We start from the raw sequence: 22,605 nt of genomic DNA, 5'->3' as shown, positions 1-22,605 counted from the left end.
ACGCATGTCTTTCACGTTGGCCGGTCTCTGTGAATACCGTGAAGAAATTCGCAAAAGCCGCTTTATCACCTTTGCCAGCCCGATTTGCTCTGCCGCCGAGGCGCAGGCCTTTATCGAGCAATACCGTGACCCGAATGCCTCCCACAACTGCTGGGCGTGGAAAGTGGCGGACCAATATCGCAGCCATGACGACGGCGAACCCGGCGGTACCGCAGGACGGCCCATTCTGGCCGCCATCGAGGCGCAGGGTTTTGATCAAGTCGCGGTGTTGGTGATTCGCTGGTACGGCGGTATTCAGTTGGGCACTGGCGGGCTGGCGCGCGCCTATGGCGGAGGTGCCAACAAGTGCCTGCAAAATGCCGAACACGTGCCTCTGATCAAACGCACTGAGTTGAACTGTGAATGCATGTTCAGTGAGCTGGCGCTGTTGAAAGTACGCCTGCATGACCTGAATGGCTTGATACTCGATGAAACCTTCAGCGCCAATGGTGTCACGCTGCGCATGGCGGTCGCCGAACCGCAAATCGGGGTCTTGCAACAGCAACTTGCCGACTTGAGTCGCGGGCGCATCACTTTGCACCGTCTGCCCTGAATTCAGCGACCCTCTGTTGAATGCCACCGCCCGGCAGCATTAAATCTTTACCCCCAACCACTGTGCACCGGGCTGTGGATAACCTGAGCACACACGGCTACAGCCCAAGCAGACCGTGGCTTGGCTATCAATGATCAAAAAACGATCAATTTACTTAATTGTGACTTCTTTTCGATATAAAACAGCGGCTTGCCGGTGTATATCGCCAGTTGGAACAAAGCCATATTGGCGTTATGCAGGGTTTTCACGCTTGCGCACAGTTCCTGTGGAGCAACCTGTGGATAACCCGTGCAGGAGTCCCCGAAATGCATGCCCGGCATGACTTGTACGACGTTGTACGTTTTTTGACCAGACAGCAGGAACCAAATCAGCGCTTAAAGGCTTATGAACGCCCTGAAACAGTGCCAGTGGCATGTGGATAAATTACCTGACAGTTCATTCAGCCCTGCAGAATGCCAAACCCGCCTTATTTCCTGACCTGTTGGCCAAGAAATTGCTTTAGCCCTGACAGCACACCTCTGATCAATCGAGCCTGTCATGTCCAACCCTGCCCGCCTCCAATTACGCCGTATCAGCAAACGCTACCCCGGCTGTCTGGCCAATGACGCTATTGACCTGAGCATCCAGCCGGGCGAAATCCACGCCCTGCTCGGGGAAAATGGAGCCGGCAAAAGCACCCTGATGAAGATCATTTACGGCGTGACCCAAGCCGATACCGGTGAAATTATCTGGCAGGGGCAGCCGTTGAAAGTGCGCAATCCGGCTCAGGCACGCAGTCTGGGTATTGGCATGGTCTTCCAACACTTTTCGCTGTTTGAAACCCTGAGCGTGGCGCAAAACATTGCGCTTGCCCTGGGCCCTGTTGCCGGATCACCAAAAGCGTTGGAGCCACGCATCCGCGAAGTCTCTGCGCGTTACGGGATGGCGCTGGAGCCTGAACGTCTGGTGCACAGCTTGTCGATTGGCGAACGCCAGCGGGTCGAAATCATTCGCTGCCTGATGCAAGACATCCGTTTGCTGATTCTCGATGAACCGACCTCAGTGCTCACGCCACAGGAAGCCGATGAACTCTTTGTGACATTGCGCCGGTTGGCTGGCGAGGGTTGCAGCATTCTCTTTATCAGCCACAAGCTCAATGAAGTACGTGCGCTCTGTCACAGTGCGACGGTACTGCGTGGCGGCAAAGTGGCCGGGCACTGTATTCCGGGCGAGTGCTCGGACAGGCAATTGGCACAGATGATGGTCGGTGAGGCTGCCAACCTGATTGACCCGTACCCGAAGGCCCAGGGCGCGTCTGATTTTTTGCAGGTAGACGCTCTGTCCTGGCACAACCCGGACCCTTTCGGCTGCGCATTGCACGGCATCAACTTGAATGTTCGCAGCGGCGAAATCGTGGGCATCGCGGGCGTGGCCGGCAACGGTCAGGATGAGTTGCTGGCCTTGCTCTGTGGCGAAGTGCGGCTGCCCGTCAGTCAAAGCCGACACATCCGCATCGATCAACAGCCAGTCGCCCATTTACGTCCCGATGCCCGACGGCACAAAGGCATGGCTTTTGTACCCGCCGAGCGCCTGGGTCATGGCGCTGTTCCCGACATGAGCCTGGCTGACAACGCGCTGTTGACCGCCTTTCAGCAAGGTCTGGTAAGCCGCGGGTTAATTCGCCATGAGCGGGTCAGGGCTTTGGCCGAGTTGATCATTCAACGATTTGGGGTAAAGACACCCAACAGTGACGCTCAGGCCCGAAGCCTGTCCGGCGGTAACTTGCAGAAATTTATCCTGGGCAGGGAAATCCTCCAGCAACCTAAATTGCTGATTGCCGCCCACCCCACGTGGGGCGTCGATGTCGGCGCGGCCGCCACGATCCATCGCGCATTGATTGCACTGCGTGATGCCGGGGCGGCCATTCTGGTGATTTCCGAAGACCTTGATGAGTTATTCCAGATCAGTGATCGCATCGGGGCATTGTGCAGCGGTCGGTTATCGCCGCTTAAAGACACGGCCCACACCCATCTGGTGGAAGTCGGTGGCTGGATGGCCGGTCAGTTTGAAACGCCTGCCACCCCCTCTTTTGCTCTCGGAGCTTGTCATGTTGCTATCCCTTGAACCCCGCGGCCAACAATCGCGCGCCATGTTGTGGTGTTCGCCGCTGCTCGCGGCACTGCTGACACTGGGTTGCGGCTCATTGTTGTTTATTGCCTTGGGGCACGACCCGTTACTGACCCTGCACACGCTGTTGATCGCCCCGATCAGCGACCTGTATGGCGTCAGCGAACTGATGATCAAGACGTTGCCCATTTTGCTCTGTGCCCTCGGACTGGCGGTGGCGTATCAAGCGCGCATCTGGAACATCGGGGCCGAGGGGCAACTGTTGCTCGGTGCTCTGGCCGGCAGTGCGCTGGCCGTCAATGTGATCGACCTGCAAAGCCGCTGGGCGCTGGTGCTGATTCTCCTCTGCGGCACGCTGGCCGGTGCCGCGTGGGGTGGGCTGACGGCGTGGCTGCGCACGCACTTCAATGCCAATGAAATCCTCACCAGCATCATGCTCAATTACATCGCCCTCAACCTGCTGCTGTATTGCGTCCACGGCCCGCTCAAAGACCCGGCTGGCTACAACTTCCCGGAGTCGGCGATGTTGGGTGATGCCAGTCGATTGCCTCTACTGACCGAGGACGGTCGCGTGCACGCCGGAGTGTATTTCGCGTTGCTGGCGTTGGTCGCAGTGTGGGTGCTGCTGCAAAAAAGCTTTGTCGGCTTTCAGATCAAAGTGCTGGGGCTGGACAAACGCGCTGCCGGGTTTGTCGGCTTTCGCGAGAAACCCCTGATCTGGCTGGCGCTGTTAATCAGCGGTGGCCTGGCCGGTTTGGCGGGGGTATGTGAAGTCACCGGCCCCCTGGGGCAACTGGTGCCGCAGGTCTCGCCGGGGTACGGCTATGCCGCGATTACCGTGGCCTTTCTGGGCCGTTTGAACCCTCTCGGCATTCTGTTTGCCAGCCTGTTGATGGCCTTGCTGTATCTGGGCGGTGAACAAGCGCAGATGACCCTCAATCTGCCCCTGGCAATCACCCAACTGTTTCAGGGAATGATGCTGTTTTTTCTGCTGGCGTGTGACGTGCTGATTCTTTATCGCCCGCGCCTCGCCGTGCGCTGGGGACGCCGCAACACAGTCGTTGCACCGATAGGAGCGCATTGATGGACATGGATCTGCTGAGCAATATTTTCTACGCCATGGTGCGCTGCGGAACACCGCTGTTGCTGGTCGCGATGGGCGAACTGATCTGCGAAAAAAGCGGCGTTCTCAATCTTGGGCAGGAAGGCATGATGCTGTTCGGCGCGGTGATCGGTTTTATTGTCGCGTTGAGCACCGGCAACCTGTGGCTCGGCGTCTTGCTGGCGATGCTCGCTGGCATGCTGCTCAGTGCCCTTTTTGCGCTGGTGGCACTGGTGTTTAACGCCAATCAGGTAGCCACCGGTTTAGCCCTGACCATTTTCGGTGTCGGCCTGTCGAGTTTTGTCGGGGCGGCATGGGTCGGTAAACCGCTTGCCGGTTTTGACCCGTTGGCCATCCCACTGTTGAGCGACATCCCGCTGATCGGTCGCATGCTGTTTGCACAGGACGCGTTGGTTTACCTATCCTTTGCGCTGTTTGTACTGGTGGCGTGGGTCGTACTCAAAAGCCGGATCGGGCTGATCATTCAAGCCGTCGGAGAGAATCCTCACGCCGCCAATGCGATGGGCGTACCGGTGATGTGGGTGCGCACTCTGGCTGTCTTGTTTGGCGGTGCGATGGCCGGTCTGGCAGGTGCCTACCTTTCTCTGGCCTACACGCCGATGTGGGCCGAAAACATGACCGCCGGGCGCGGCTGGATTGCGCTGGCACTGGTGGTATTTGCCAGTTGGCGGATTGGGCGTCTGCTGCTGGGCGCTTATCTGTTCGGGCTCGCCAGCATCCTGCATCTGGTTGCACAGGGGCTGGGGCTGGCCATTCCTTCCAACCTGCTGGCCATGCTGCCCTATGTCGCCACTATTGTGGTGCTGGTGCTGCTGTCACGCGATGCGCTGCGCACACGGCTATATGCCCCGGTTTCACTGGGCCAGCCCTGGCAGGCGGGGCACTGAAACATGGGACAGCGGCCTCAATCACGGCTGGTGTTGCGCAAGGGGCTGGGGCACAGTTGCCCTTTGCGACCCTCTCGACTCAAAGGAGCAACAGCATGCCCGCGACAAAAAACGCTTTGATCATCGGCGCCTCCCGAGGCTTGGGCCTGGGGCTTGTGCAGCGTCTGAAAGAAGATGGCTGGGCCGTCACCGCGACCGTGCGCGACACCCACAAGGCCGACAAACTGCGTGCCGTGGCCGATGTGCAGATCGAACAGCTGGACATGGATGATGCCCAGTCCGTCAGCGACCTTCACCAGCGTCTGCAGGGTCAAGTGTTCGACCTGCTGTTCGTCAACGCCGGCATCAAAGGCCCGGATGACCAGACGCCCGGCGCAGCCCCCGCGCAAGAGGTCGCGCAACTGTTCCTCACCAACAGCGTGGCGCCCATCAGCCTCGCCCAGCACTTTACCGACAGCCTGCGCGCTGACACCGGCGTACTGGCCTTCATGAGCTCCGTTCTGGGCAGCGTCACCAGCCCGGACGCGCCTGAACTGGCGTTGTACAAAGCCAGCAAGGCGGCCCTCAACTCGCTGACCAATACTTATGTGAGCCAGCTGGGCGAACGCAAACTGACCGTGCTGTCGCTGCACCCGGGCTGGGTTAAAACCGATATGGGCGGCGAAGGTGCCCAGATTGATGTGGCCACCAGCACCCGTGGCTTGGTCGATGTGATCAATGCCTACACCGGCAAGGGCGGGCACTACTTCCTCGATTACCAGGGGCAAACCATTGTCTGGTAAGCAGCGCACCCTAAAAGCGTAACCCGCATCACACCTGGATCAGCAGACAGGACAACACTGAGCTGGCAAACCTGAACTCAACTTTCAGAGGAGCCGGCCCGTGCCTGCGACCCGTATCTGGTTAAAAAATCCCTTGGCCGTGTTCACCGCCAACACCCTTGATGCCCGAGGCGGCCTGGTGCTCGAAGGCGAGCGCATCGTTGAACTGCTCGGTGTCGGGCAACACCCCGCCCGCCCGTGCGATCACGTCTTTGATGCGCGCGAGCATGTGCTGCTGCCGGGGCTGATCAACACCCATCACCATTTCTATCAAACCCTCACCCGTGCCTGGGCCCCGGTGGTCAACCAACCGTTGTTTCCCTGGCTGCAAACGCTCTACCTGGTGTGGGCGCGGCTGACACCCGAAAAACTGGCGCTGGCCAGTAAAGTTGCGCTCACCGAACTGCTGCTGTCCGGCTGCACCACGGCAGCCGATCATCATTATTTATTCCCGGACGGCCTGGAAAACGCCATTGATATTCAGGTCCAGTGCGTGCGCGAGCTGGGCATGCGCGCCATGCTGACCCGTGGTTCGATGAGTTTGGGCGAGGCCGACGGCGGCCTGCCGCCTCAGCAAACAGTGCAACAGGGCGAGGTGATTCTGGCGGATAGCCAACGTCTGATACAGACCTACCATGAGCGTGGCGATGGCGCGCAGATCCAGATTGCCTTGGCGCCCTGCTCGCCCTTTTCAGTAACCCCGCAGATCATGAGCGACAGCGCTGAACTGGCCGAGCAACTGGATGTACGCCTGCATACCCACCTGGCAGAAACCCTCGATGAAGAAGCGTTCTGCCTGCAACGCTTTGGCTTGCGCACCGTGGATTATCTGGACAGCGTCGGCTGGCTCGGCCCGCGCACCTGGCTGGCTCATGGCATTCACTTCAACCCGCAGGAAATCGCTCGTCTGGGTACCGCCAAAACCGGTATCAGCCATTGCCCCAGTTCCAACATGCGACTGGCGTCGGGCATTTGCCCGACACTGGAACTGCTGGCCAGTGGGGCCACGATAGGGTTGGGCGTGGATGGCTCGGCCTCCAATGACGCGTCGAACATGATCCTCGAAACGCGGCAGGCGTTGTACCTCCAGCGCCTGCGTTACGGCGCCGAAAAAATCACCCCCGAACTCGTGCTGGGCTGGGCCACTCGCGGTTCGGCGAGCCTGCTGGGGCGTACTGACATCGGCGAGTTGGCGGTTGGCAAACAAGCGGATCTGGCGCTGTTCAAACTCGACGAGCTGCGCTTTTCCGGCAGCCATGACCCGATTGCCGCCTTGTTGCTGTGCGGTGCGGATCGCGCAGACAGGGTGATGATTGGCGGGAAGTGGCGGGTGATCGACGGCCAAGTGCAAGGGCTTGACCTTAAAGGACTCATCGCTGACCACCGACAAGCGGCCCATGCCTTGATCAACGGTCTCTGATACGCACCAGTGACAGGCATCAGCCTGAGCGGCGCACCGGCTTGGCTCTTTGCCAGCATGGGGAAAACGGCACAACCGCACTGCGCCGCGTTTGTTGTCTTGTTGGTCAATTTTTTGCATTGGCCTGCCTCGTCTGCGACTACATACCAACAATACGGAACCCGCTCCCATGCATAAACGTCCTTTGAAAACGTTGCTCTGTGCCCTTGCGGCGGCCATAGGCCTGAGCGCCAGCCTTTCGGCCAGCGCCGCCGACCCGCTAAAAGTCGGCTTTGTGTATATCGGCCCAATCGGCGACCACGGCTGGACCTATCAGCACGAGCAGGGTCGACTGGCGCTGGCCAAGCAGTTCGGCGACAAGATCACCACCAGCTATGTCGAAAACGTGCCTGAAGGCGCCGACGCCGAGCGGGTGATTCGCAACATGGCCAAGGACAAGTACGACCTGATTTTCACCACCTCATTCGGCTATATGAACCCGACGCTGAAAGTGGCCAAGCAATTCCCCAAGACCACCTTTGAACACGCCACTGGCTACAAGCAAGACAAGAACATGGGCACTTATTTGGCCCGCACCTATGAAGGGCGCTACGTCGCGGGCTATCTCGCGGCCAAAATGACCAAGAGTAAAAAGATCGGTTACGTGGCGTCGTTCCCCATCCCAGAAGTGATCCGCGACATCAACGCCATTCAACTGGCCTTGAATAAATACAACCCCGGCACCGAGATCAAAGTGGTGTGGGTCAACTCCTGGTTTGATCCGGGCAAAGAAGCGGATGCCGCCAACGCCCTGATCGACCAAGGGGTCGATGTGGTGTTCCAGCACACTGACAGCCCGGCGCCGATTCAGGCGGCCGAGCGGCGCGGCGTATACGCGGTGGGCTATGCCTCGGACATGGGCCACTTCGGGCCAAAAGCGGTGCTCACCTCCATCGTCAACAACTGGGGCCCGCATTACATTCAGGCCACTCAGGGTGTGCTTGATGGCAACTGGAAACCTCAGGATTATTGGGGCGGCCTGAAAGAAGGCACTGTGCAATTGCCGATCAGTGATTTAGTACCAGCGGACACCAAGGCCGAAGCGGAAAAATTGATCGCCAACATTGAAAGCGGCGAATTCCACCCTTTCACCGGCCCAATCAAGGATCAGACCGGCGTTGAAAAAATCGCTGCCGGGGTGACCGCCAGCAACGCCGAACTGGCGTCCATGAACTACTACGTCGAAGGCATGAAAGCCGACCTGCCGAAGTAAACCCTCTGCGGACACATGCTCACCTGTCTGCCCGCACCTTACCGGAGCGCCCCATGAACCGGCTTCCCGTTATCGACATCAGCCCGCTGTATCAGGACACCGCTGCCGGCTGGCAAGCGGTCGCCACCCAGATTGACCACGCCTGCCGAGAATGGGGCTTTTTCTATATCAAGGGCCACCCGATCAGCGCCGAACGGATTGAGCACCTGCTCAGCATCGCTCAAACCTTCTTCGCCCTGCCGGACGAGGAAAAGCTGCGCATTGACATCACGCAGACGCGCCATCATCGCAGGTATGGCGCGGTCGCCACCGAGCAGCTTGACCCCAACCGCCCCAGCGACCTGAAAGAAACCTTCGACATGGGCCTGCATTTGCCCGACGAACACCCGCACGTCATGGCCGAAAAACCCTTGCGCGGGCCCAACCGCCACCCCGACCTGCCCGGCTGGCAACACCTGATGGAAAGCCATTACGCCGACATGCAGGCGCTGGCCCAGACCCTGCTGCGGGCCATGACGCTGGCGCTGGGCATCGACCGCGATTTCTTTGACCAGCGCTTTGAAGAACCGGTCAGCGTGCTGCGCATCATCCATTACCCGCCCCGCGAAGCGGCCACTAGCCATGAACAACAAGGTGCAGGCGCGCACACCGATTACGGCTGCGTCACCCTGCTCTATCAAGATGCCGCGGGCGGCCTGCAAGTGCGCAATGTGCAGGGCGAATGGATCGACGCACCGCCCATTGACGGCACGTTCGTGGTCAATCTCGGCGACATGATGGCGCGCTGGAGCAACGATCGTTATGTTTCAACCCCGCATCGGGTGATCAGCCCGCTGGAGGTCAACCGCTACTCCATGCCGTTCTTTGCCGAGCCGCACCCTGACACCGCCATTGAATGCCTGCCCGGCTGTCAGGACGTTAACAACCCGGCCAAATACCCGCCCACCACCTGTGCCGAATTCCTGCTGTCACGCTTCGCTGACACCTACGCGTACCGGCGAGAACTCGAAGCGTCATGACATCGCTGGTCTAGTTTTATGTTGCATCCTGTGACTGGCCTGTACAATGGCCGGTTTTCAGGCGCGCACCGCCCTGTCTGCCGACGGTGGCGCGCGCCCTGTTTGCACCTGATGAGATATGAACCGATATGTATGACTGGCTGAACGCCCTGCCAAAAGCAGAACTGCACATGCACCTGGAAGGTTCTCTGGAACCCGAGTTGCTGTTCGCGCTGGCTGAGCGCAATAAAATCGCTTTGCCGTGGAACGACGTTGAAACCTTGCGCAAAGCGTATGCCTTCAACAACCTGCAAGAATTCCTCGACCTGTACTACAAAGGTGCGGACGTACTGCGCACCTCGCAAGACTTCTATGACCTGACCTGGGCGTACCTGCTGCGCTGCAAGGCACAGAACGTTATCCACACCGAGCCCTTCTTCGATCCGCAAACCCACACCGACCGTGGCGTTCCGTTTGAAGTAGTGCTCAACGGCATTGCCAGCGCACTCAAGGATGGCGAGCAGCAACTGGGCATTACCAGCGGCCTGATCCTTAGCTTCCTGCGTCACTTGAGCGAAGAACAGGCAGAAAAAACCCTCGACCAGGCCCTGCCGTTTCGCGATGCGTTTGTGGCCGTGGGCCTCGACAGTTCAGAAATGGGCCACCCGCCGAGCAAGTTCCAGCGCGTATTCGACCGTGCCCGCCACGAAGGCTTCCTGACCGTGGCCCACGCGGGTGAAGAAGGCCCGCCGGAGTACATCTGGGAAGCGCTGGACCTGCTGAAAATTCAGCGTATCGACCATGGCGTACGGGCCATCGAAGACGAGCGTTTGATGCAGCGCATTATCGACGAGCAGATCCCGTTGACCGTGTGCCCGTTGTCCAACACCAAACTGTGCGTGTTCGACCACATGTCCCAGCACAACATCCTTGAGATGCTTGAGCGCGGCGTGAAAGTGACCGTTAACTCGGATGACCCGGCCTACTTTGGCGGCTACATGACCGAGAACTTCCATGCACTGCACACCGACCTGGGCATGACCTAAGAGCAGGCTACACGCCTGGCGCAAAACGGTCTGGATGCACGACTGATCAAGCCGTAAGGTGTTGTCGGGATAGATGCGGCCATTTTTCGACCGTCAGTCAGGGACTTGATCCCGGGCATTTTCTTCCGGGAAATCAGGCTTACACTGGCCTCCTTTGCAAACTCAAGGAGGCCAGAAATGAAAATCCTGATGAAAGCGTTAGCAAAATCCCGCGACGGCCGTTGGCAGGTTCAACTTGACCAGCAGGCCGTCAACTTTCGTAGCGAGGCCGAAGCCCGGGCCTTTGTCGATAAGTTGCAAGCACGCTTGCAAGCCCCGCACCGCCTGCCCGAGCGTTTGGCCAGTTAGCTCAACGCTACTCTTGAGCGGCGATCCGCGCGGTGTAAACGCGCCGGGTCGCCACTGCGAGTATCACCGCCAACACGCCGCACAAGGTGATCACCATCGCCATCGGCATGGCCGTGCCATTGTGTAACACGCCCACCAGCGACGCAGCGCCCGCCGCCACACTGAACTGCAAGCAACCCAGCATGGCTGAAGCACTGCCGGCTCGTGCGCCCTGCCCGCTCATGGCACAGGCCGAGGCATTGGGAATGATGCAGCCCAGACTGGCGATGCAGACAAACAACGGGATGAGCAACGGCCACAGTTGTTGGGTGTGCAAGGCACTGACCGCCAGCAATACAACCCCCGCAGCCAGATAGATCCAGATCGTGCGTGCCAGCAAGAAGGCGGGGCCACGATTGGCCAACAAGCGAGCGTTAATCTGCGCCACCAAAATAAAACCGGCCGCGTTACTGCCGAACAGCCAGCCGTAATGTTCGGCGGGCACGCCGTAGAGCTTGATAAAGACAAAGGGTGAGCCGGCGATGTAGGCGAACATACCGGCCATTGCGATCCCCCCGGTCAGGGCATGACCCAGAAACTCGCGATCCTTGAGCAGACGGCCGTATTGGCGAAGCGCTCCCGAGAGCGGCTGACGCGGCACGTTATCAGGCAAGCTTTCCGGCAACCCCAATGCAACGGCTAGCGCCGCCAACGCACTGAAGACCGTCAGGACGATAAAAATCGACTGCCAGCCATACAGGTTGACCAACAGGCCGCCCAGCATTGGCGCCAGAATTGGGGCCAACCCCATCACCAGCATCAACTGCGAGAACACCTTGGCCGCGCCTACGGCGTCGCACTTGTCGCTGACAATCGCCCGCGACAGCACCATCCCTGCGCAGCCGCCCAGGGCCTGAACAAAACGCGCACCGATGAGCCATTCCAGCGACGGTGCCAGCGCACAGGCCAGAGACGCCAGCGTGAACAGACCTACGCCTACCAATAACGGGATACGCCGCCCATAGCGGTCAGCGATGGGGCCATAGATCAATTGGCCAATGGACAGGCCCAAAAAATACACGGCCAGAGTCAGTTGAATCTGTGTTTCGTCCGTTGCGAAAGCGGTCGCCATTGCCGGGAAGCCCGGCAAATAAAAATCGATGGCCAACGGACCAAAGGCACTCAAGGCGCCCAGGATCAAAATGGTTTTAAGGTTCATCAGGTATCCAGATCGAGCTGCGGTTAGCGCAGTTCGACAGTCTAGCTGTGGATACAGAACTTGAATATAACGATAGCGAGCTAGCTAACAAGCCGCTAAAGCGTCACGTGACCCATATATTTGCCTAATCGCAAAACCATGCACCTCGGCGTGTCAGGAGTTACGACGGCTTCGGCAGCTGCTACAAAGTTTTGCGCCGAGTCGCTGACGTATCCGTAGCAGTTGCCGAAGGCGACGTCCGATTGCGCAGCGATCGCAAAACCATGCGCCTCGGTGTGTCAGGTTTTACGACGGCTTCGCCGCCGAACGCAGCCTTCGGCAGCTGCTACGAATTTCAGACTTAATGAGCTGTTCGCGCCTCATAGGATGCCGTGGTCAGGGCATCAACAAACTCTGTCGAAGGGTGCGAGCTTTCAACCGTGACCTTTTTACTGGCCAGATCCACCTCGACCTGAGCATTGGGATCGACCGTTAATACCGCCTTTTTCACGCCATTCACACAGCCACCGCACGTCATGTTCTTGACTTCGTAAACGTACATAAGACTTGCTCCTTGTTTGAGATAGCGACAGCTTTGACCTTCCCATCATGGCAAGGTCAAGCCCCCTTCTGCGATTGCGTACTGGCAATCTACACCCTGCTCGGCCAAGCTGAACGCCTTGCTATCGAGAACAGGATACGTAGCCATGCGCTGGTCCGCTTTGAGCCTAGTCAGCCTTTTAGGTCTTGCCAGTTTGCCACTGTGGGCAAATGCGGCGCAGGACTACGGGGTGTTGATTATTTCCCGCGAGCGCCTTGAGGTGCCCACTAATTGCGAAATCGGCATCTATATAGATGACCAGTTGGCCGGCCGTTTGTTTCAGGAACAATCGCTCTCCTTCAATTTACCGGCAGGCAATGTCGGTATTCGTCTCAAGTTACTGCCCGGTCAGGCCCCCGGGTGCTTGCCAGGCATGCTGGTGCCACCTGCCCAGCAGTTCACCTTGAAAGCCGGTGACGTCCTCAAATACCGCATGGCCCTCGGCAAGCAAGGTGTTTACCTGAAACCTGCCGCATTGGGCTATTGAAACCCGCGCAAGTGACTACAGTAACGGTCAACAAGAAGCCTTGACCTTGCCATCGGGTCAAGGTTGATTCTATGGAGAGATAACTTCTTGAGGAGGACTGTTTGTGCCCACCCCATTCGATCTGCCGATTGCCGGCATGACCTGCGCCAGTTGCGCGGGGCGCGTCGAGAAAGCGTTGGCAAAAGTGCCGGGTGTCAGCTCGGTCAGTGTCAATCTGGCCACTGAGCAGGCGCGTGTAGAGGCCCCGGCCGATAGCTTGCCAGCACTGGTCAACGCCGTTCAGCAAGCCGGTTACAGCGTTCCGTCCAGCAGTCTGGAGCTGGACATCAGCGGCATGACGTGCGCTTCGTGCGCTGGCCGCGTCGAAAAAGCGCTGGCCAAGGTGCCTGGAGTCAAAACCGTCAGCGTCAACCTTGCCAGCGAACGGGCTCACGTCGAACTGCTCGGCCATGTTGACCCAACGCTCCTGATCAACGCGGTCAGCCAAGCGGGCTACAGCGCCAGCCTGCACGAAAATCAGCAAGCCACTCAGGACGATCAACATCAACGCCTGCACCGTGAGCGGTGGGCGCTGACCTTGGCGATCGTCTTGGCGCTGCCGCTGGTACTGCCCATGTTGCTGGCGCCATTTGGCGTGCACTGGATGCTGCCCGCCTGGGCACAATTCATGCTCGCCACACCGGTGCAATTTATTCTCGGCGCGCGCTTTTATGTGGCCGCCTGGAAGGCCGTCAAAGCCGGTGCGGGCAATATGGACCTGCTGGTCGCCCTCGGCACCAGCGCCGGTTATGGCTTGAGTCTGTACGAGTGGGCCATTGCCAAACCCGGCGAGATGCCGCACTTGTACTTCGAAGCTTCAGCCGTGGTGATTGCGCTGGTGCTGCTGGGTAAATACCTTGAAAGCCGCGCCAAGCGTCAGACTGCCAGCGCTATCCGCGCCCTTGAAGCGTTGCGCCCTGAGCGCGCCTTGCGGGTGGTCGACGGTCAGGAGCAGGATGTGGCCATCAGCGACCTGCGCCTCAATGATCTGGTGCTGGTTAAACCCGGCGAGCGTTTCCCGGTAGACGGAGAAGTGGTCGAAGGTCAAAGCCACGCCGATGAAGCCTTGATCAGCGGCGAGAGTTTGCCGGTGCCTAAACAGCCCGGCGACAACGTCACCGGCGGCGCCATTAATGGCGAAGGCCGATTGGTCATCAGAACGCTGGCGCTGGGCACCGAAACCGTACTGGCGCGCATCATTCGGCTGGTCGAGGACGCCCAGGCAGCCAAGGCACCGATCCAGAAGCTGGTGGATAAAGTCAGTCAGGTGTTTGTTCCAGTGGTGCTGTTGATCGCCCTCGCCACCTTGCTCGGCTGGTGGCTGTATGGCGCGCCGATTGAAACCGCACTGATCAACGCCGTTGCCGTGCTGGTGATCGCCTGCCCCTGCGCACTGGGGCTGGCAACACCGACTGCGATCATGGCCGGGACAGGTGTGGCGGCCCGCCACGGGATTTTGATAAAAGACGCCGAAGCCCTCGAACGCGCTCACGAAGTCAGTGCCGTGGTCTTCGACAAAACCGGCACCCTGACGTCCGGCACGCCGCAGATTGCACACTTTAAAGCGCTGCACGGCGATGAGCAGCAGGTGCTGCAAGCGGCCGGGGCGTTGCAGCGCGGCAGCGAGCACCCGCTGGCCAAAGCGGTTCTCGACGCTTGCAATGCCCGCCATCTGGACGTGCCCAATGTCACTGAAAGCCAATCGCTGACCGGGCGCGGCATTGCCGGCACGCTGGCAGGTCGTCGTTTAGCCCTGGGCAATCGCCGCCTGCTGGACGAAACCGGCCTGACACCGGGCACACTGGCCGACTCGGCTACCGCGTGGGAAGCCGAAGGTCGCACGCTGTCGTGGCTGATCGAGCAAAGTCCACAGCCGCAGGTACTGGGCCTGTTTGCCTTTGGCGACACCCTCAAGGCCGGTGCGCTGCCCGCGATTGAACAACTCAATGCGTTGCATATCAGCAGCCACTTGTTGACCGGCGATAACCGTGGCAGCGCCAAGGTAGTGGCCGAGGCACTGGGCATCACCGATGTCCACGCCGAAGTGTTGCCCGCCGACAAAGCGGCAACCGTGAGCGAGTTGAAAAAAACCGGCGTGGTGGCCATGGTCGGCGATGGTATTAACGACGCACCTGCGCTGGCCGCGGCGGACATTGGCATTGCGATGGGTGGCGGCACCGACGTGGCCATGCATGCTGCGGGGATCACGCTGATGCGCGGCGACCCGCGACTGGTGCCTGCCGCACTGGAAATCAGCCGCAAAACCTACGCCAAGATCCGACAAAATCTGTTCTGGGCGTTCATCTATAACGTGGTAGGCATACCGCTGGCCGCCTTCGGTTTCCTGAACCCGGTACTGGCGGGCGCAGCGATGGCCTTTTCCAGTGTGAGCGTGGTCAGCAATGCGTTGCTGTTGAAGTTCTGGAAACCCAAGGACCTTGAGTGAGGAGGCATCTTTCATGAACATCGGCCAGGCCGCCAAACACAGCGGCTTGAGCGCCAAAATGATTCGCTACTACGAATCCATTGGTTTGCTCAAACCGGCGAATCGCAGCGACAGCGGCTACCGTCTGTACAGCAGCGATGACCTGCACACGCTGGCGTTTATCAAACGCTCGCGAGATCTGGGGTTCTCACTGGAGGAAGTCGGTAAATTGCTGACGCTGTGGCAGGATCGCCAACGGGCCAGTGGCGATGTGAAAGCGCTTGCCCGTCAACACATTGACGAGCTGAACCAGAAAATCACCGAACTCAGCAGCTTGCGCGACACCCTGGAGGAACTGGTGCAAAGCTGTCAGGGCGATCACCGCCCTGACTGCCCGATCCTCAAGGATCTGGCGGCAGGCTGATGCAAAACCTCGTAGCAGCTGCCGCAGGCTGCGTTCGGTTGCGAAGCAATCGTAAAACTTGTTTACCGAATAACCTTTATTTACGACGGCTACGCCGCCGAACGCCGCTTTCGGCAGCTGCTACGAGATCAGAGCCACCTTGGCCATCATCAGCACGCTGACGACGGCACACACAACGGCAAAGCCCTGCTGCATTCGTTTGCCCGAGACTTTGGGGGCGATCAGCCGACCGGCGATCATCCCGGCCAAGGTCGCGCCGATGAACACCGAGGCTTCACCCGACAGGCTCACGCCCTGATACAGCAAGTGAGCCAAGGTGCCCAGCGACACCAGGGCCACGACCATCAGCGAGGTGGCCACGATGCCGTGCATCGGCACATCACTGAAGCGGCGGAACGCAGGCACGATCAAAAATCCGCCCCCTACACCCAACAAGCCCGTGAGCAATCCCGATACCGCACCGATACAGGCCAGCGTGGTGGAGCACTTGGTGTCCCACACTAACCGGCCAGTGTCGGGATTAATCCGGCAGTTTTTGCCGTGGGCCGCGTCGATCTCCGAGCAACCGTCCGTGGCTTGCCGGAACATCCGTCCGGAGACGAACATCATGATCGCGCCAAACAAGGCCATCAGTGCCGCTGCGGGCAACAACTTGGCCAGGTAAAGCCCCACCGGAGAGGCCAGCCAGCCCGCGCCAGCCATCAACCCGGCCGCTTTGTAGCGCACCAGCCCTTTGCGCAACCCGTCCAGCGCACCGACTGCTGCCGCCACGCCGACGGCCAGCAAGGCCACCGGAGTGGCTTCAAGCAACGTCCAGCCCAGACCCAGGGTTAACGCGGGGATGGCCAATATGCCACCGCCTGCGCCCGTCAATCCGAGCAGCAAGCCCACCAGCACGCCCAAGAGGATAATCAACATACTCAGTCCGGTTTGCAGTCAGTGAACCACTCGCGGCCCTTGAGCATGCCCTGCCAGTAGAACCACGGCAGCAGCGTTGCTTTGAGCAGCCAGGCCGATTGACGCGCCACGGTCGGGTCCAGCGGGAAGGTGGGCAGCAATTTCCCGCCGTAGCCAAACTCGGCCAGAATCACTTTGCCTTTTTCCACCGTCAGCGGGCAGGAACCATACCCGTCATAACGCTTGGGCAACGGGGCATTGCTGCGCAACGCCATCAAGTTGTCAGCCACCACTACCACTTGCTTGCGGGCTGCCGCCGCTGTTTTGGCATTGGGGGTGTTGCACACATCGCCCAAGGCAAATATTTCGGGATACCGCGGGTGTTGCAACGTCGCCGGATCGGTCTCGAACCAGCCGGCTTTATCGGCCAACTCGCTGCGTCGAATCACATCCGGCGCCTGCTGGGGCGGCACGACATGCAACAGGTCGAAAGATTTCTCAACACGGTTGACCTGCCCATCAGCCGTCGTCACATCAAACCAGGCGGTTTTGTGGGGGCCATCCACTTTGACCAGATTGGACTGGAAGGCCAATTGGGCATTGTAGGCTTCGACGTATTTCATCAACGGTGGCACAAAGGTGGGCACACCGAACAACACTGCGCCTGCCAGATTGAACTCCACTGCGATTGAATCCAGCACACCGTGTTTGCGCCAATGATCGCAGGACAGGTACATGGCTTTTTGCGGAGCGCCTGCGCATTTGATCGGCATACCCGGTTGGGTGAACAGTGCCTTGCCCCCACGCAGGTTGCGCACCAGCTCCCATGTGTAAGGGGCCAGGTCGTGGCGATAGTTGGACGTGACGCCGTTTTTACCCAAGGTCTCTTCAAGGCCTTCGATGTTTTCCCACGCCAGCTGCAAACCGGGGCAGACGATCAATTGTTGATAGCCCAGCTCGGTGCCATCGCACAGCAACACGACCTTGCGTTGCGGGGCAAAGGCCGACAGGGATGCCTTGATCCAGACCGCCGCTTTGGGCATCACCTCTGCGGTAGGGCGCACGGTGTCTTTGACATCGTAGGCACCGCCGCCGACCAGCGTCCATGCGGGCTGGTAGTAGTGCTCGCTATTGGGTTCGATGACGGCGATGCGCAAGGCGGCGTTGCGCTTGAGCAGGCTGGCCGTGACGGAGATACCGGCCGATCCTCCGCCCACGACAACCACATCGTATTGCTTGAGCTCACGCGGGGGTTGCGTGGCCGCTTCGTAAAGCTTTGATGACCGATTACCCGTGCGGCAGTACGCCAGAACAGGTTTGGGCAATTCGTTGAGCAGTTGGCGCAACTGTTCGGCTTGCTCAGGTGTTGCGCCCGTGGTCAGCACCGGCAAGTAGGCGAAGCTCAGGCCCAAGGCTTGCGCCGCTTGCTGGACAGCGGTGTGGTCGGGTTGCTGTGGGCCGCCTTCATGGTCAGGTCGATTGCAGATCACAGTGCGAAAACCCTGCTCCGCCAACACGCTGAGATCAGCAGGATCAATCTGCCCCGTCACTGAATATGACGCGTCGATTCGCTTGATGCTTTGCTCCATTGAGCGCTCCAGTCACAACAAAAATAAATGGAATAAGCCGGGAGGGAACCCGCCCGCGTCACTTTTTCAGGGCTTGCCCGCAATACAACCCCGACAAGGTCTGCATCACAGAAACCACTTCAAAACTGGCGAGTGAATAAAAAATGTATTTCCCCATGCGTCGCGTATTGACCATGCCTTCATCTCGCAGCACGCCCAGTTGTTGCGACAGCGTGGGCTGACGAATGCCGGTCAATGCTTCAAGTTCGCCCACATTGCGCTCACCCTGGGTGAGTTGGCAGAGCAACAGCAGTCGATCTTCATTGGCCAAGGCTTTGAGCAGGGTGCAGGCTTTGGAAGCAGAGTCGCGCAACAGGCCGATTTCTTCCTGAGTGAGTTGAGCAGACATGGAACGCTCCGTGACGTGATGGTCGACAGTCTACGACCCGATAATATATGTTTCAATATATTGAATATTTATTGATCTGCGCGAGGCGATTCATGCACCCCGACATTCAAGGATTTTTCGACCCGGCGACCTCAACCGTCAGCTATGTGGTCTATGCCGCAGGCCAAGCCGAATGCGCGATCATCGACCCGGTGCTCGACTACGATGCCGCCGCCGGACGGATCAGCACGGTCAGCGCGGACAACATCGCAGCATTTGTGCATGCCAAAGGCCTGAAAGTGCAGTGGCTGCTGGAGACCCATGCCCATGCCGACCATGTGTCTGCCAGCGCTTACCTGAAACGCACCCTGGGCGGTCAGATCGGTATCGGCGCGGCGATCACTCAGGTTCAGGGCGTATTTCGCGATATTTACAATCTGGAACCCGAGTTCAAAACGGACGGTTCCCAGTTCGACCGTCTGTTTGAAGCAGACGCTGTGTTCCAGATTGGGCGATTAAATGTGCGGGCGCTGCATGTCCCGGGGCACACCCCGGCTGACATGGCGTATCAGGTTGAGCATGACAACCTGTTCGTCGGTGACACGTTGTTCATGCCCGATGTGGGCACCGCGCGTTGCGACTTTCCCGGAGGTGATGCGCGGCAGCTGTACCTGTCGATCAAGCGCCTGCTGGCCTTTCCCGGCTCAACGCGCCTGTTTATGTGTCATGACTATCCACCCGCAGGGCGTGAGGCCTCGTGGGAAACCACAGTGGATGAACAGCGCGCCAGCAATATCCACGTTAACGACCGCATTGACCTGGCGGGCTTTGTCGACATGCGTACGGCTCGGGATGCGACCCTGGGTGTTCCGGCACTGCTGATTCCGGCCATTCAGGTGAATATTCGCGCCGGGAACCTGCCGCCTGCCGATGAAAGCGGCTTGCACAGCCTGAAGATCCCGCTGAACCGGTTTTGAAATCCGGGCAATTGAACGGCACAAAAAATCCGGCCGAAGCCGGATTTTTTATTCATCGAATCACTGCATCCAGGGCGGAGGCGGCTCTTCGGTTTTACTCGGCGGGGCATCGTCTGCCGCCCGCACCGCCTGACGAAACGCTTCGTCCAGACGGGCCGCTTCGATCTCGCGCATCACGCCGCCCACATCCGCCAGCTCGTCCGGTTCGTCAAACTCGCCGGTTAATACACTGCCCGGGTGCAATGTCGCCGCTTCGTAAAGCGCCCACATCTCTTTGGCGTACTTGGTGGTCTTCAACTCGGGGGCAAAGCGTCCGAAATAGGACGCCATGTTGCCCACGTCACGCTCCAGCATGGTGAACGCATGGTTGTTGCCAGCGGCATCGACTGCTTGCGGCAAGTCAATAATCACCGGCCCGGTCGGCGTCAGCAGCACGTTGAACTCGGACAAGTCGCCATGAACCAGACCCGTGCACAACATCAGCACGATCTGTTGAATCAGGAAAGCGTGGTATTCGCGCGCCTGATCCGGCTCCAGCACCACGTCATTAAGACGCGGCGCGGCATCGCCATATTCATCGGCCACCAGTTCCATCAACAGTACGCCTTCCAGGAAGTCGAACGGCTTGGGAACGCGAACACCGGCGCCCGCCAGACGGAACAGAGCAGCCACTTCGGCATTTTGCCAGGCGTCTTCGGTTTCTTTGCGGCCGAACTTCGAGCCCTTGGCCATCGCTCGGGCCTGACGGCTGTTGCGAACCTTGCGACCCTCCTGATACTCGGCGGCCTGACGGAAACTACGTTTGTTAGCCTCCTTATAAACCTTGGCGCACCGTAGCTCATTGCCACAGCGGACTACGTACACAGCTGCTTCTTTGCCACTCATGAGTGGGCGCAGCACCTCGTCGATCAGACCGTCTTCGATCAGGGCTTCTAAGCGTTTTGGAGTCTTCATCAGCTTTTATTGTGGGTCCTTTGTTACCAAACACGCGAAAGTCATTCGTTATACGGCAATCCACTCGTTACGGGGAGAGGGGGGCCGTGTTAAGCGTCGCTTGTTTACACTCCCTGTGCGCAAAAAATCCAGAAGCTCGCGTCCTGCGCCATAGGTTCTGGATGATAGACGAATCACTGCCTGAATAATTCGCCCGGCGTAAACCCAAACATTTTTTTAAACGCGGCAATAAAGGCCGAGGTCGAATCGTACCCGCACGATAACGCAGCTCCGGTCACGCTGACACCCTCCTCCAGCACCCGCAGTGAGGACAGCAAGCGCATACGCTGACGCCAACTGCGAAAACTCAAACCGGTTTCCCGGTCGAATAAACGCATCAAGGTTTTTTCCGAGGTGCCCAGCCGCTGCGCCCACTGACTCAAACTCACCTCCGAATCCGGGCACTCGATCAGCTCATTGCACAGTGCCAACAAGCGGGCATGACGCGGCAAGGGCAGCGAAAACCCCACCTCGGTCAGGTCGGCCAATTGATCGAGCAGCACCTGCACCAACCGCTCTTCAGGGCTGCCACCCTCGGGGTATTGCACTGGTAACGCACAAAAACGCTTGATCAACTCGCGGGCCAATGGCGTGACTTCCAGCACCCGGCAATGCGCAGGCGCACAAAGACAATCCTCACGGCGCACATACAGGCTGCGCATTTCTGCGCGAGTCGAGGTCAACACCTCATGCTCCAGCCCAGCCGGAATCCAGATACCCCACTGCGGCGGCGCAAAGAAACTGCCTTCGTCGGTATGGACACCCAATACACCGCTAATGGCGTACGAAAACTGCACCCAGTCATGCCGATGACGTGGCGTCCACGACCCCGCCCCCAAGCTTTCGGAACGGGCATACAGCGGCCTGGGTAAAGCATCGAGCTGTGGAATCGCCCTTGGCGCGCCACGCTGTCCGTTAGTCGGCATTGGTTGGCCTTATGTCGCAAGACGTCAGTAAACAGCGACGTTAGGCTAAGTCATCAATTCTTACAATAATCGAGTCCCCAATGCCTGTGTTCAAACACCTCAAACGTCTGTTCACCGACTGGTTTCTGTGCGGGATGCTGCTGGCGACCTTTCTTGCGTATGTGTTTCCGCATTTCGGCAGTACCGGCGGCGCCATGCACGCTGAATGGGTGATCAACATCGGTGTGTTTCTGGTTTTTTTCCTGCACGGGGTCAACCTCTCCAGCGAGCAGATCAGCCACGGCCTGAAAAACATCCGCCTGCACATGATGGTGCAAGGCTTCACCTTTATTGTCTTCCCGCTGATCTGGTTGATCGCCGACAAACTGTTGGGCAGCCACATTCCACCCTTGCTGATGCTGGGGTTCTTCTACCTGTGCGCCCTGCCCTCGACCATTTCTTCGTCCGTGGCGCTGACGGGCAGCGCAGGCGGCAACGTCCCGGCAGCCATTCTCAACGCCAGCCTGTCCAGCGTACTGGGGATATTCTTGACCCCGTTGCTGGTCAGTTTCGTCGTGGGCAGTGGTGCTGGCGGGATTGATCTGGGCTCAACCCTGCTCGACCTGTGCGCCATGCTGTTGCTGCCCTTGGTGCTGGGCCAACTGGTGCGCCCGTGGTTGGGTCGCTTCTTCGCCCGCCACAAGCGCTACACCAACATCGTCGACAAAGTGGTGATTCTGCTGCTGGTGTACGCCGCGTTCTGCAACTCGATGGTCTCGGGCATGTGGCAGCAACAAGGCACCTCAGTGATTTTCAGCGCGCTGGTCGGCAGTGCGATCCTGCTCGCGATCATCCTGTGGCTGACCACCCGCACCGCTCGCGCCCTGAAATTCAGCACCCCCGATGAAATCGCTGCGGTGTTTTGTGCCAGCAAAAAATCTTTGGCGGCGGGCGCGCCGATGGCCGCATTGATCTTCGGTGCCAACCCCGGCCTGGGCCTGATTTTGCTGCCGATCATGATCTACCATCCGTTGCAGCTGATCGTCTGTTCGGTGATGGCCGAAAGCTACGCCAGTCGCAGCCGCGAAGAAGCACTGCTGGCCCGCAACGCACTGCCTGCGCAATAAGGCA

Annotated in this window: 22 protein-coding genes; 15 read left to right on the top strand and 7 right to left on the bottom strand. The window is 59.1% G+C overall.

The window, feature by feature from the left end:
- Window positions 1–4 precede the first annotated feature (4 nt).
- The 10 genes from GHN86_RS19085 (at window position 5) to GHN86_RS23455 (ending at window position 10,593) form a co-directional block, all read left to right on the top strand.
- Window positions 5–592, top strand: coding sequence for an IMPACT family protein (locus GHN86_RS19085; protein WP_153381260.1), 588 nt, complete (start codon window positions 5–7; stop codon window positions 590–592).
- A gap of 537 nt (window positions 593–1,129) precedes the next feature.
- Window positions 1,130–2,695, top strand: coding sequence for an ABC transporter ATP-binding protein (locus tag GHN86_RS19080; RefSeq protein ID WP_153381258.1), 1,566 nt, complete (start codon window positions 1,130–1,132; stop codon window positions 2,693–2,695).
- A complete protein-coding gene (locus GHN86_RS19075; RefSeq protein WP_153381256.1) occupies window positions 2,679–3,782 on the top strand; it encodes an ABC transporter permease in 1,104 nt (367 codons plus the stop codon). The genes GHN86_RS19080 and GHN86_RS19075 overlap by 17 nt, the downstream gene beginning before the upstream one ends.
- Window positions 3,782–4,708: an ABC transporter permease gene (locus GHN86_RS19070; RefSeq protein ID WP_153387129.1), complete on the top strand. Its 927-nt coding sequence runs from the start codon at window positions 3,782–3,784 to the stop codon at window positions 4,706–4,708. Before GHN86_RS19075 ends, GHN86_RS19070 begins: the two co-directional genes overlap by 1 nt.
- Window positions 4,709–4,803: 95 nt before the next feature.
- Complete coding sequence (locus GHN86_RS19065; protein WP_153381252.1) at window positions 4,804–5,490, top strand: SDR family oxidoreductase; 687 nt, start codon at window positions 4,804–4,806, stop codon at window positions 5,488–5,490.
- Between the two features lie 100 nt (window positions 5,491–5,590).
- A complete protein-coding gene (locus tag GHN86_RS19060; RefSeq protein WP_323369994.1) occupies window positions 5,591–6,949 on the top strand; it encodes an 8-oxoguanine deaminase in 1,359 nt (452 codons plus the stop codon).
- Between the two features lie 169 nt (window positions 6,950–7,118).
- Window positions 7,119–8,201 carry a BMP family ABC transporter substrate-binding protein gene (locus GHN86_RS19055; RefSeq protein WP_153387127.1) on the top strand — a complete coding sequence of 361 codons (1,083 nt, stop codon included), beginning with the start codon at window positions 7,119–7,121 and terminating at the stop codon, window positions 8,199–8,201.
- A gap of 53 nt (window positions 8,202–8,254) precedes the next feature.
- Window positions 8,255–9,220 (top strand): 2-oxoglutarate and iron-dependent oxygenase domain-containing protein, encoded by a 966-nt coding sequence (locus GHN86_RS19050; protein ID WP_153381250.1) that lies wholly within the window; start codon window positions 8,255–8,257, stop codon window positions 9,218–9,220.
- A gap of 128 nt (window positions 9,221–9,348) precedes the next feature.
- A complete protein-coding gene (locus tag GHN86_RS19045) occupies window positions 9,349–10,245 on the top strand; it encodes an adenosine deaminase (RefSeq protein WP_153387125.1) in 897 nt (298 codons plus the stop codon).
- 177 nt (window positions 10,246–10,422) lie between these two features.
- Window positions 10,423–10,593: a hypothetical protein gene (locus GHN86_RS23455; protein WP_194286259.1), complete on the top strand. Its 171-nt coding sequence runs from the start codon at window positions 10,423–10,425 to the stop codon at window positions 10,591–10,593.
- 7 nt (window positions 10,594–10,600) lie between these two features.
- Here the strand turns inward: GHN86_RS23455 and GHN86_RS19040 are convergent, their stop codons facing one another.
- Window positions 10,601–11,791, bottom strand: coding sequence for a multidrug effflux MFS transporter (locus GHN86_RS19040; RefSeq protein ID WP_153381248.1), 1,191 nt, complete (start codon window positions 11,789–11,791; stop codon window positions 10,601–10,603).
- 340 nt (window positions 11,792–12,131) lie between these two features.
- Window positions 12,132–12,332: a heavy-metal-associated domain-containing protein gene (locus GHN86_RS19035; protein WP_153381246.1), complete on the bottom strand. Its 201-nt coding sequence runs from the start codon at window positions 12,330–12,332 to the stop codon at window positions 12,132–12,134.
- Between the two features lie 145 nt (window positions 12,333–12,477).
- On the opposite strand from GHN86_RS19035, the gene GHN86_RS19030 reads away from it, so the two are divergent.
- The 3 genes from GHN86_RS19030 to cueR all read left to right on the top strand — a co-directional run bounded on the left by GHN86_RS19030 (window position 12,478) and on the right by cueR (window position 15,746).
- Window positions 12,478–12,858 carry a hypothetical protein gene (locus GHN86_RS19030; RefSeq protein WP_153381243.1) on the top strand — a complete coding sequence of 127 codons (381 nt, stop codon included), beginning with the start codon at window positions 12,478–12,480 and terminating at the stop codon, window positions 12,856–12,858.
- Window positions 12,859–12,961: 103 nt separating this feature from the next.
- On the top strand, window positions 12,962–15,343 hold the full coding sequence (locus GHN86_RS19025; protein WP_323369993.1) for a heavy metal translocating P-type ATPase: 2,382 nt from the start codon (window positions 12,962–12,964) through the stop codon (window positions 15,341–15,343).
- 13 nt (window positions 15,344–15,356) lie between these two features.
- Complete coding sequence (cueR, locus tag GHN86_RS19020; protein WP_153381241.1) at window positions 15,357–15,746, top strand: Cu(I)-responsive transcriptional regulator; 390 nt, start codon at window positions 15,357–15,359, stop codon at window positions 15,744–15,746.
- 120 nt (window positions 15,747–15,866) lie between these two features.
- Here cueR and GHN86_RS19015 read toward each other — a convergent pair whose 3' ends face one another.
- The 3 genes from GHN86_RS19015 to GHN86_RS19005 are packed head-to-tail and all read right to left on the bottom strand — an operon-like array spanning window position 15,867 to window position 18,620.
- Window positions 15,867–16,664 carry a sulfite exporter TauE/SafE family protein gene (locus GHN86_RS19015; RefSeq protein ID WP_153381239.1) on the bottom strand — a complete coding sequence of 266 codons (798 nt, stop codon included), beginning with the start codon at window positions 16,662–16,664 and terminating at the stop codon, window positions 15,867–15,869.
- Window positions 16,665–16,666: 2 nt separating this feature from the next.
- Window positions 16,667–18,232 (bottom strand): bifunctional protein tyrosine phosphatase family protein/NAD(P)/FAD-dependent oxidoreductase, encoded by a 1,566-nt coding sequence (locus tag GHN86_RS19010; RefSeq protein ID WP_153387123.1) that lies wholly within the window; start codon window positions 18,230–18,232, stop codon window positions 16,667–16,669.
- 58 nt (window positions 18,233–18,290) lie between these two features.
- On the bottom strand, window positions 18,291–18,620 hold the full coding sequence (locus tag GHN86_RS19005) for an ArsR/SmtB family transcription factor (protein WP_153381235.1): 330 nt from the start codon (window positions 18,618–18,620) through the stop codon (window positions 18,291–18,293).
- A gap of 92 nt (window positions 18,621–18,712) precedes the next feature.
- Here GHN86_RS19005 and GHN86_RS19000 point away from each other — a divergent pair, with 92 nt between their 5' ends.
- A complete protein-coding gene (locus GHN86_RS19000) occupies window positions 18,713–19,576 on the top strand; it encodes an MBL fold metallo-hydrolase (protein ID WP_153381233.1) in 864 nt (287 codons plus the stop codon).
- A gap of 60 nt (window positions 19,577–19,636) precedes the next feature.
- Here GHN86_RS19000 and GHN86_RS18995 read toward each other — a convergent pair whose 3' ends face one another.
- Window positions 19,637–20,530, bottom strand: a complete 894-nt coding sequence (locus GHN86_RS18995) for a PA4780 family RIO1-like protein kinase (RefSeq protein ID WP_122784958.1) — start codon at window positions 20,528–20,530, stop codon at window positions 19,637–19,639.
- Between the two features lie 173 nt (window positions 20,531–20,703).
- Window positions 20,704–21,495 (bottom strand): AraC family transcriptional regulator, encoded by a 792-nt coding sequence (locus GHN86_RS18990; RefSeq protein ID WP_153381231.1) that lies wholly within the window; start codon window positions 21,493–21,495, stop codon window positions 20,704–20,706.
- 80 nt (window positions 21,496–21,575) lie between these two features.
- Between GHN86_RS18990 and GHN86_RS18985 the strand changes: the two genes are divergently transcribed.
- Window positions 21,576–22,601, top strand: coding sequence for a bile acid:sodium symporter family protein (locus GHN86_RS18985; RefSeq protein WP_153381229.1), 1,026 nt, complete (start codon window positions 21,576–21,578; stop codon window positions 22,599–22,601).
- Window positions 22,602–22,605: the final 4 nt, after the last annotated feature.

Source organism: Pseudomonas helleri (genome assembly GCF_009600315.1).
Lineage (GTDB): Bacteria > Pseudomonadota > Gammaproteobacteria > Pseudomonadales > Pseudomonadaceae > Aquipseudomonas > Aquipseudomonas helleri_A.
The sequence above is the reverse complement of the archived record's forward strand: the minus strand, read 5'-3'. Positions and strand labels throughout refer to the sequence as shown.

Coding starts and splice junctions, on each gene's coding strand:
- GHN86_RS19085 (WP_153381260.1), top strand. CDS start 5: ATGTCTTTCACGTTGGCCGGTCTCTGTGAATACCGTGAAGAAATTCGC.
- GHN86_RS19080 (WP_153381258.1), top strand. CDS start 1,130: ATGTCCAACCCTGCCCGCCTCCAATTACGCCGTATCAGCAAACGCTAC.
- GHN86_RS19075 (WP_153381256.1), top strand. CDS start 2,679: ATGTTGCTATCCCTTGAACCCCGCGGCCAACAATCGCGCGCCATGTTG.
- GHN86_RS19070 (WP_153387129.1), top strand. CDS start 3,782: ATGGACATGGATCTGCTGAGCAATATTTTCTACGCCATGGTGCGCTGC.
- GHN86_RS19065 (WP_153381252.1), top strand. CDS start 4,804: ATGCCCGCGACAAAAAACGCTTTGATCATCGGCGCCTCCCGAGGCTTG.
- GHN86_RS19055 (WP_153387127.1), top strand. CDS start 7,119: ATGCATAAACGTCCTTTGAAAACGTTGCTCTGTGCCCTTGCGGCGGCC.
- GHN86_RS19050 (WP_153381250.1), top strand. CDS start 8,255: ATGAACCGGCTTCCCGTTATCGACATCAGCCCGCTGTATCAGGACACC.
- GHN86_RS19045 (WP_153387125.1), top strand. CDS start 9,349: ATGTATGACTGGCTGAACGCCCTGCCAAAAGCAGAACTGCACATGCAC.
- GHN86_RS23455 (WP_194286259.1), top strand. CDS start 10,423: ATGAAAATCCTGATGAAAGCGTTAGCAAAATCCCGCGACGGCCGTTGG.
- GHN86_RS19040 (WP_153381248.1), bottom strand. CDS start 11,791: ATGAACCTTAAAACCATTTTGATCCTGGGCGCCTTGAGTGCCTTTGGT.
- GHN86_RS19035 (WP_153381246.1), bottom strand. CDS start 12,332: ATGTACGTTTACGAAGTCAAGAACATGACGTGCGGTGGCTGTGTGAAT.
- GHN86_RS19030 (WP_153381243.1), top strand. CDS start 12,478: ATGCGCTGGTCCGCTTTGAGCCTAGTCAGCCTTTTAGGTCTTGCCAGT.
- cueR (WP_153381241.1), top strand. CDS start 15,357: ATGAACATCGGCCAGGCCGCCAAACACAGCGGCTTGAGCGCCAAAATG.
- GHN86_RS19015 (WP_153381239.1), bottom strand. CDS start 16,664: ATGTTGATTATCCTCTTGGGCGTGCTGGTGGGCTTGCTGCTCGGATTG.
- GHN86_RS19010 (WP_153387123.1), bottom strand. CDS start 18,232: ATGGAGCAAAGCATCAAGCGAATCGACGCGTCATATTCAGTGACGGGG.
- GHN86_RS19005 (WP_153381235.1), bottom strand. CDS start 18,620: ATGTCTGCTCAACTCACTCAGGAAGAAATCGGCCTGTTGCGCGACTCT.
- GHN86_RS19000 (WP_153381233.1), top strand. CDS start 18,713: ATGCACCCCGACATTCAAGGATTTTTCGACCCGGCGACCTCAACCGTC.
- GHN86_RS18995 (WP_122784958.1), bottom strand. CDS start 20,530: ATGAAGACTCCAAAACGCTTAGAAGCCCTGATCGAAGACGGTCTGATC.
- GHN86_RS18990 (WP_153381231.1), bottom strand. CDS start 21,495: ATGCCGACTAACGGACAGCGTGGCGCGCCAAGGGCGATTCCACAGCTC.
- GHN86_RS18985 (WP_153381229.1), top strand. CDS start 21,576: ATGCCTGTGTTCAAACACCTCAAACGTCTGTTCACCGACTGGTTTCTG.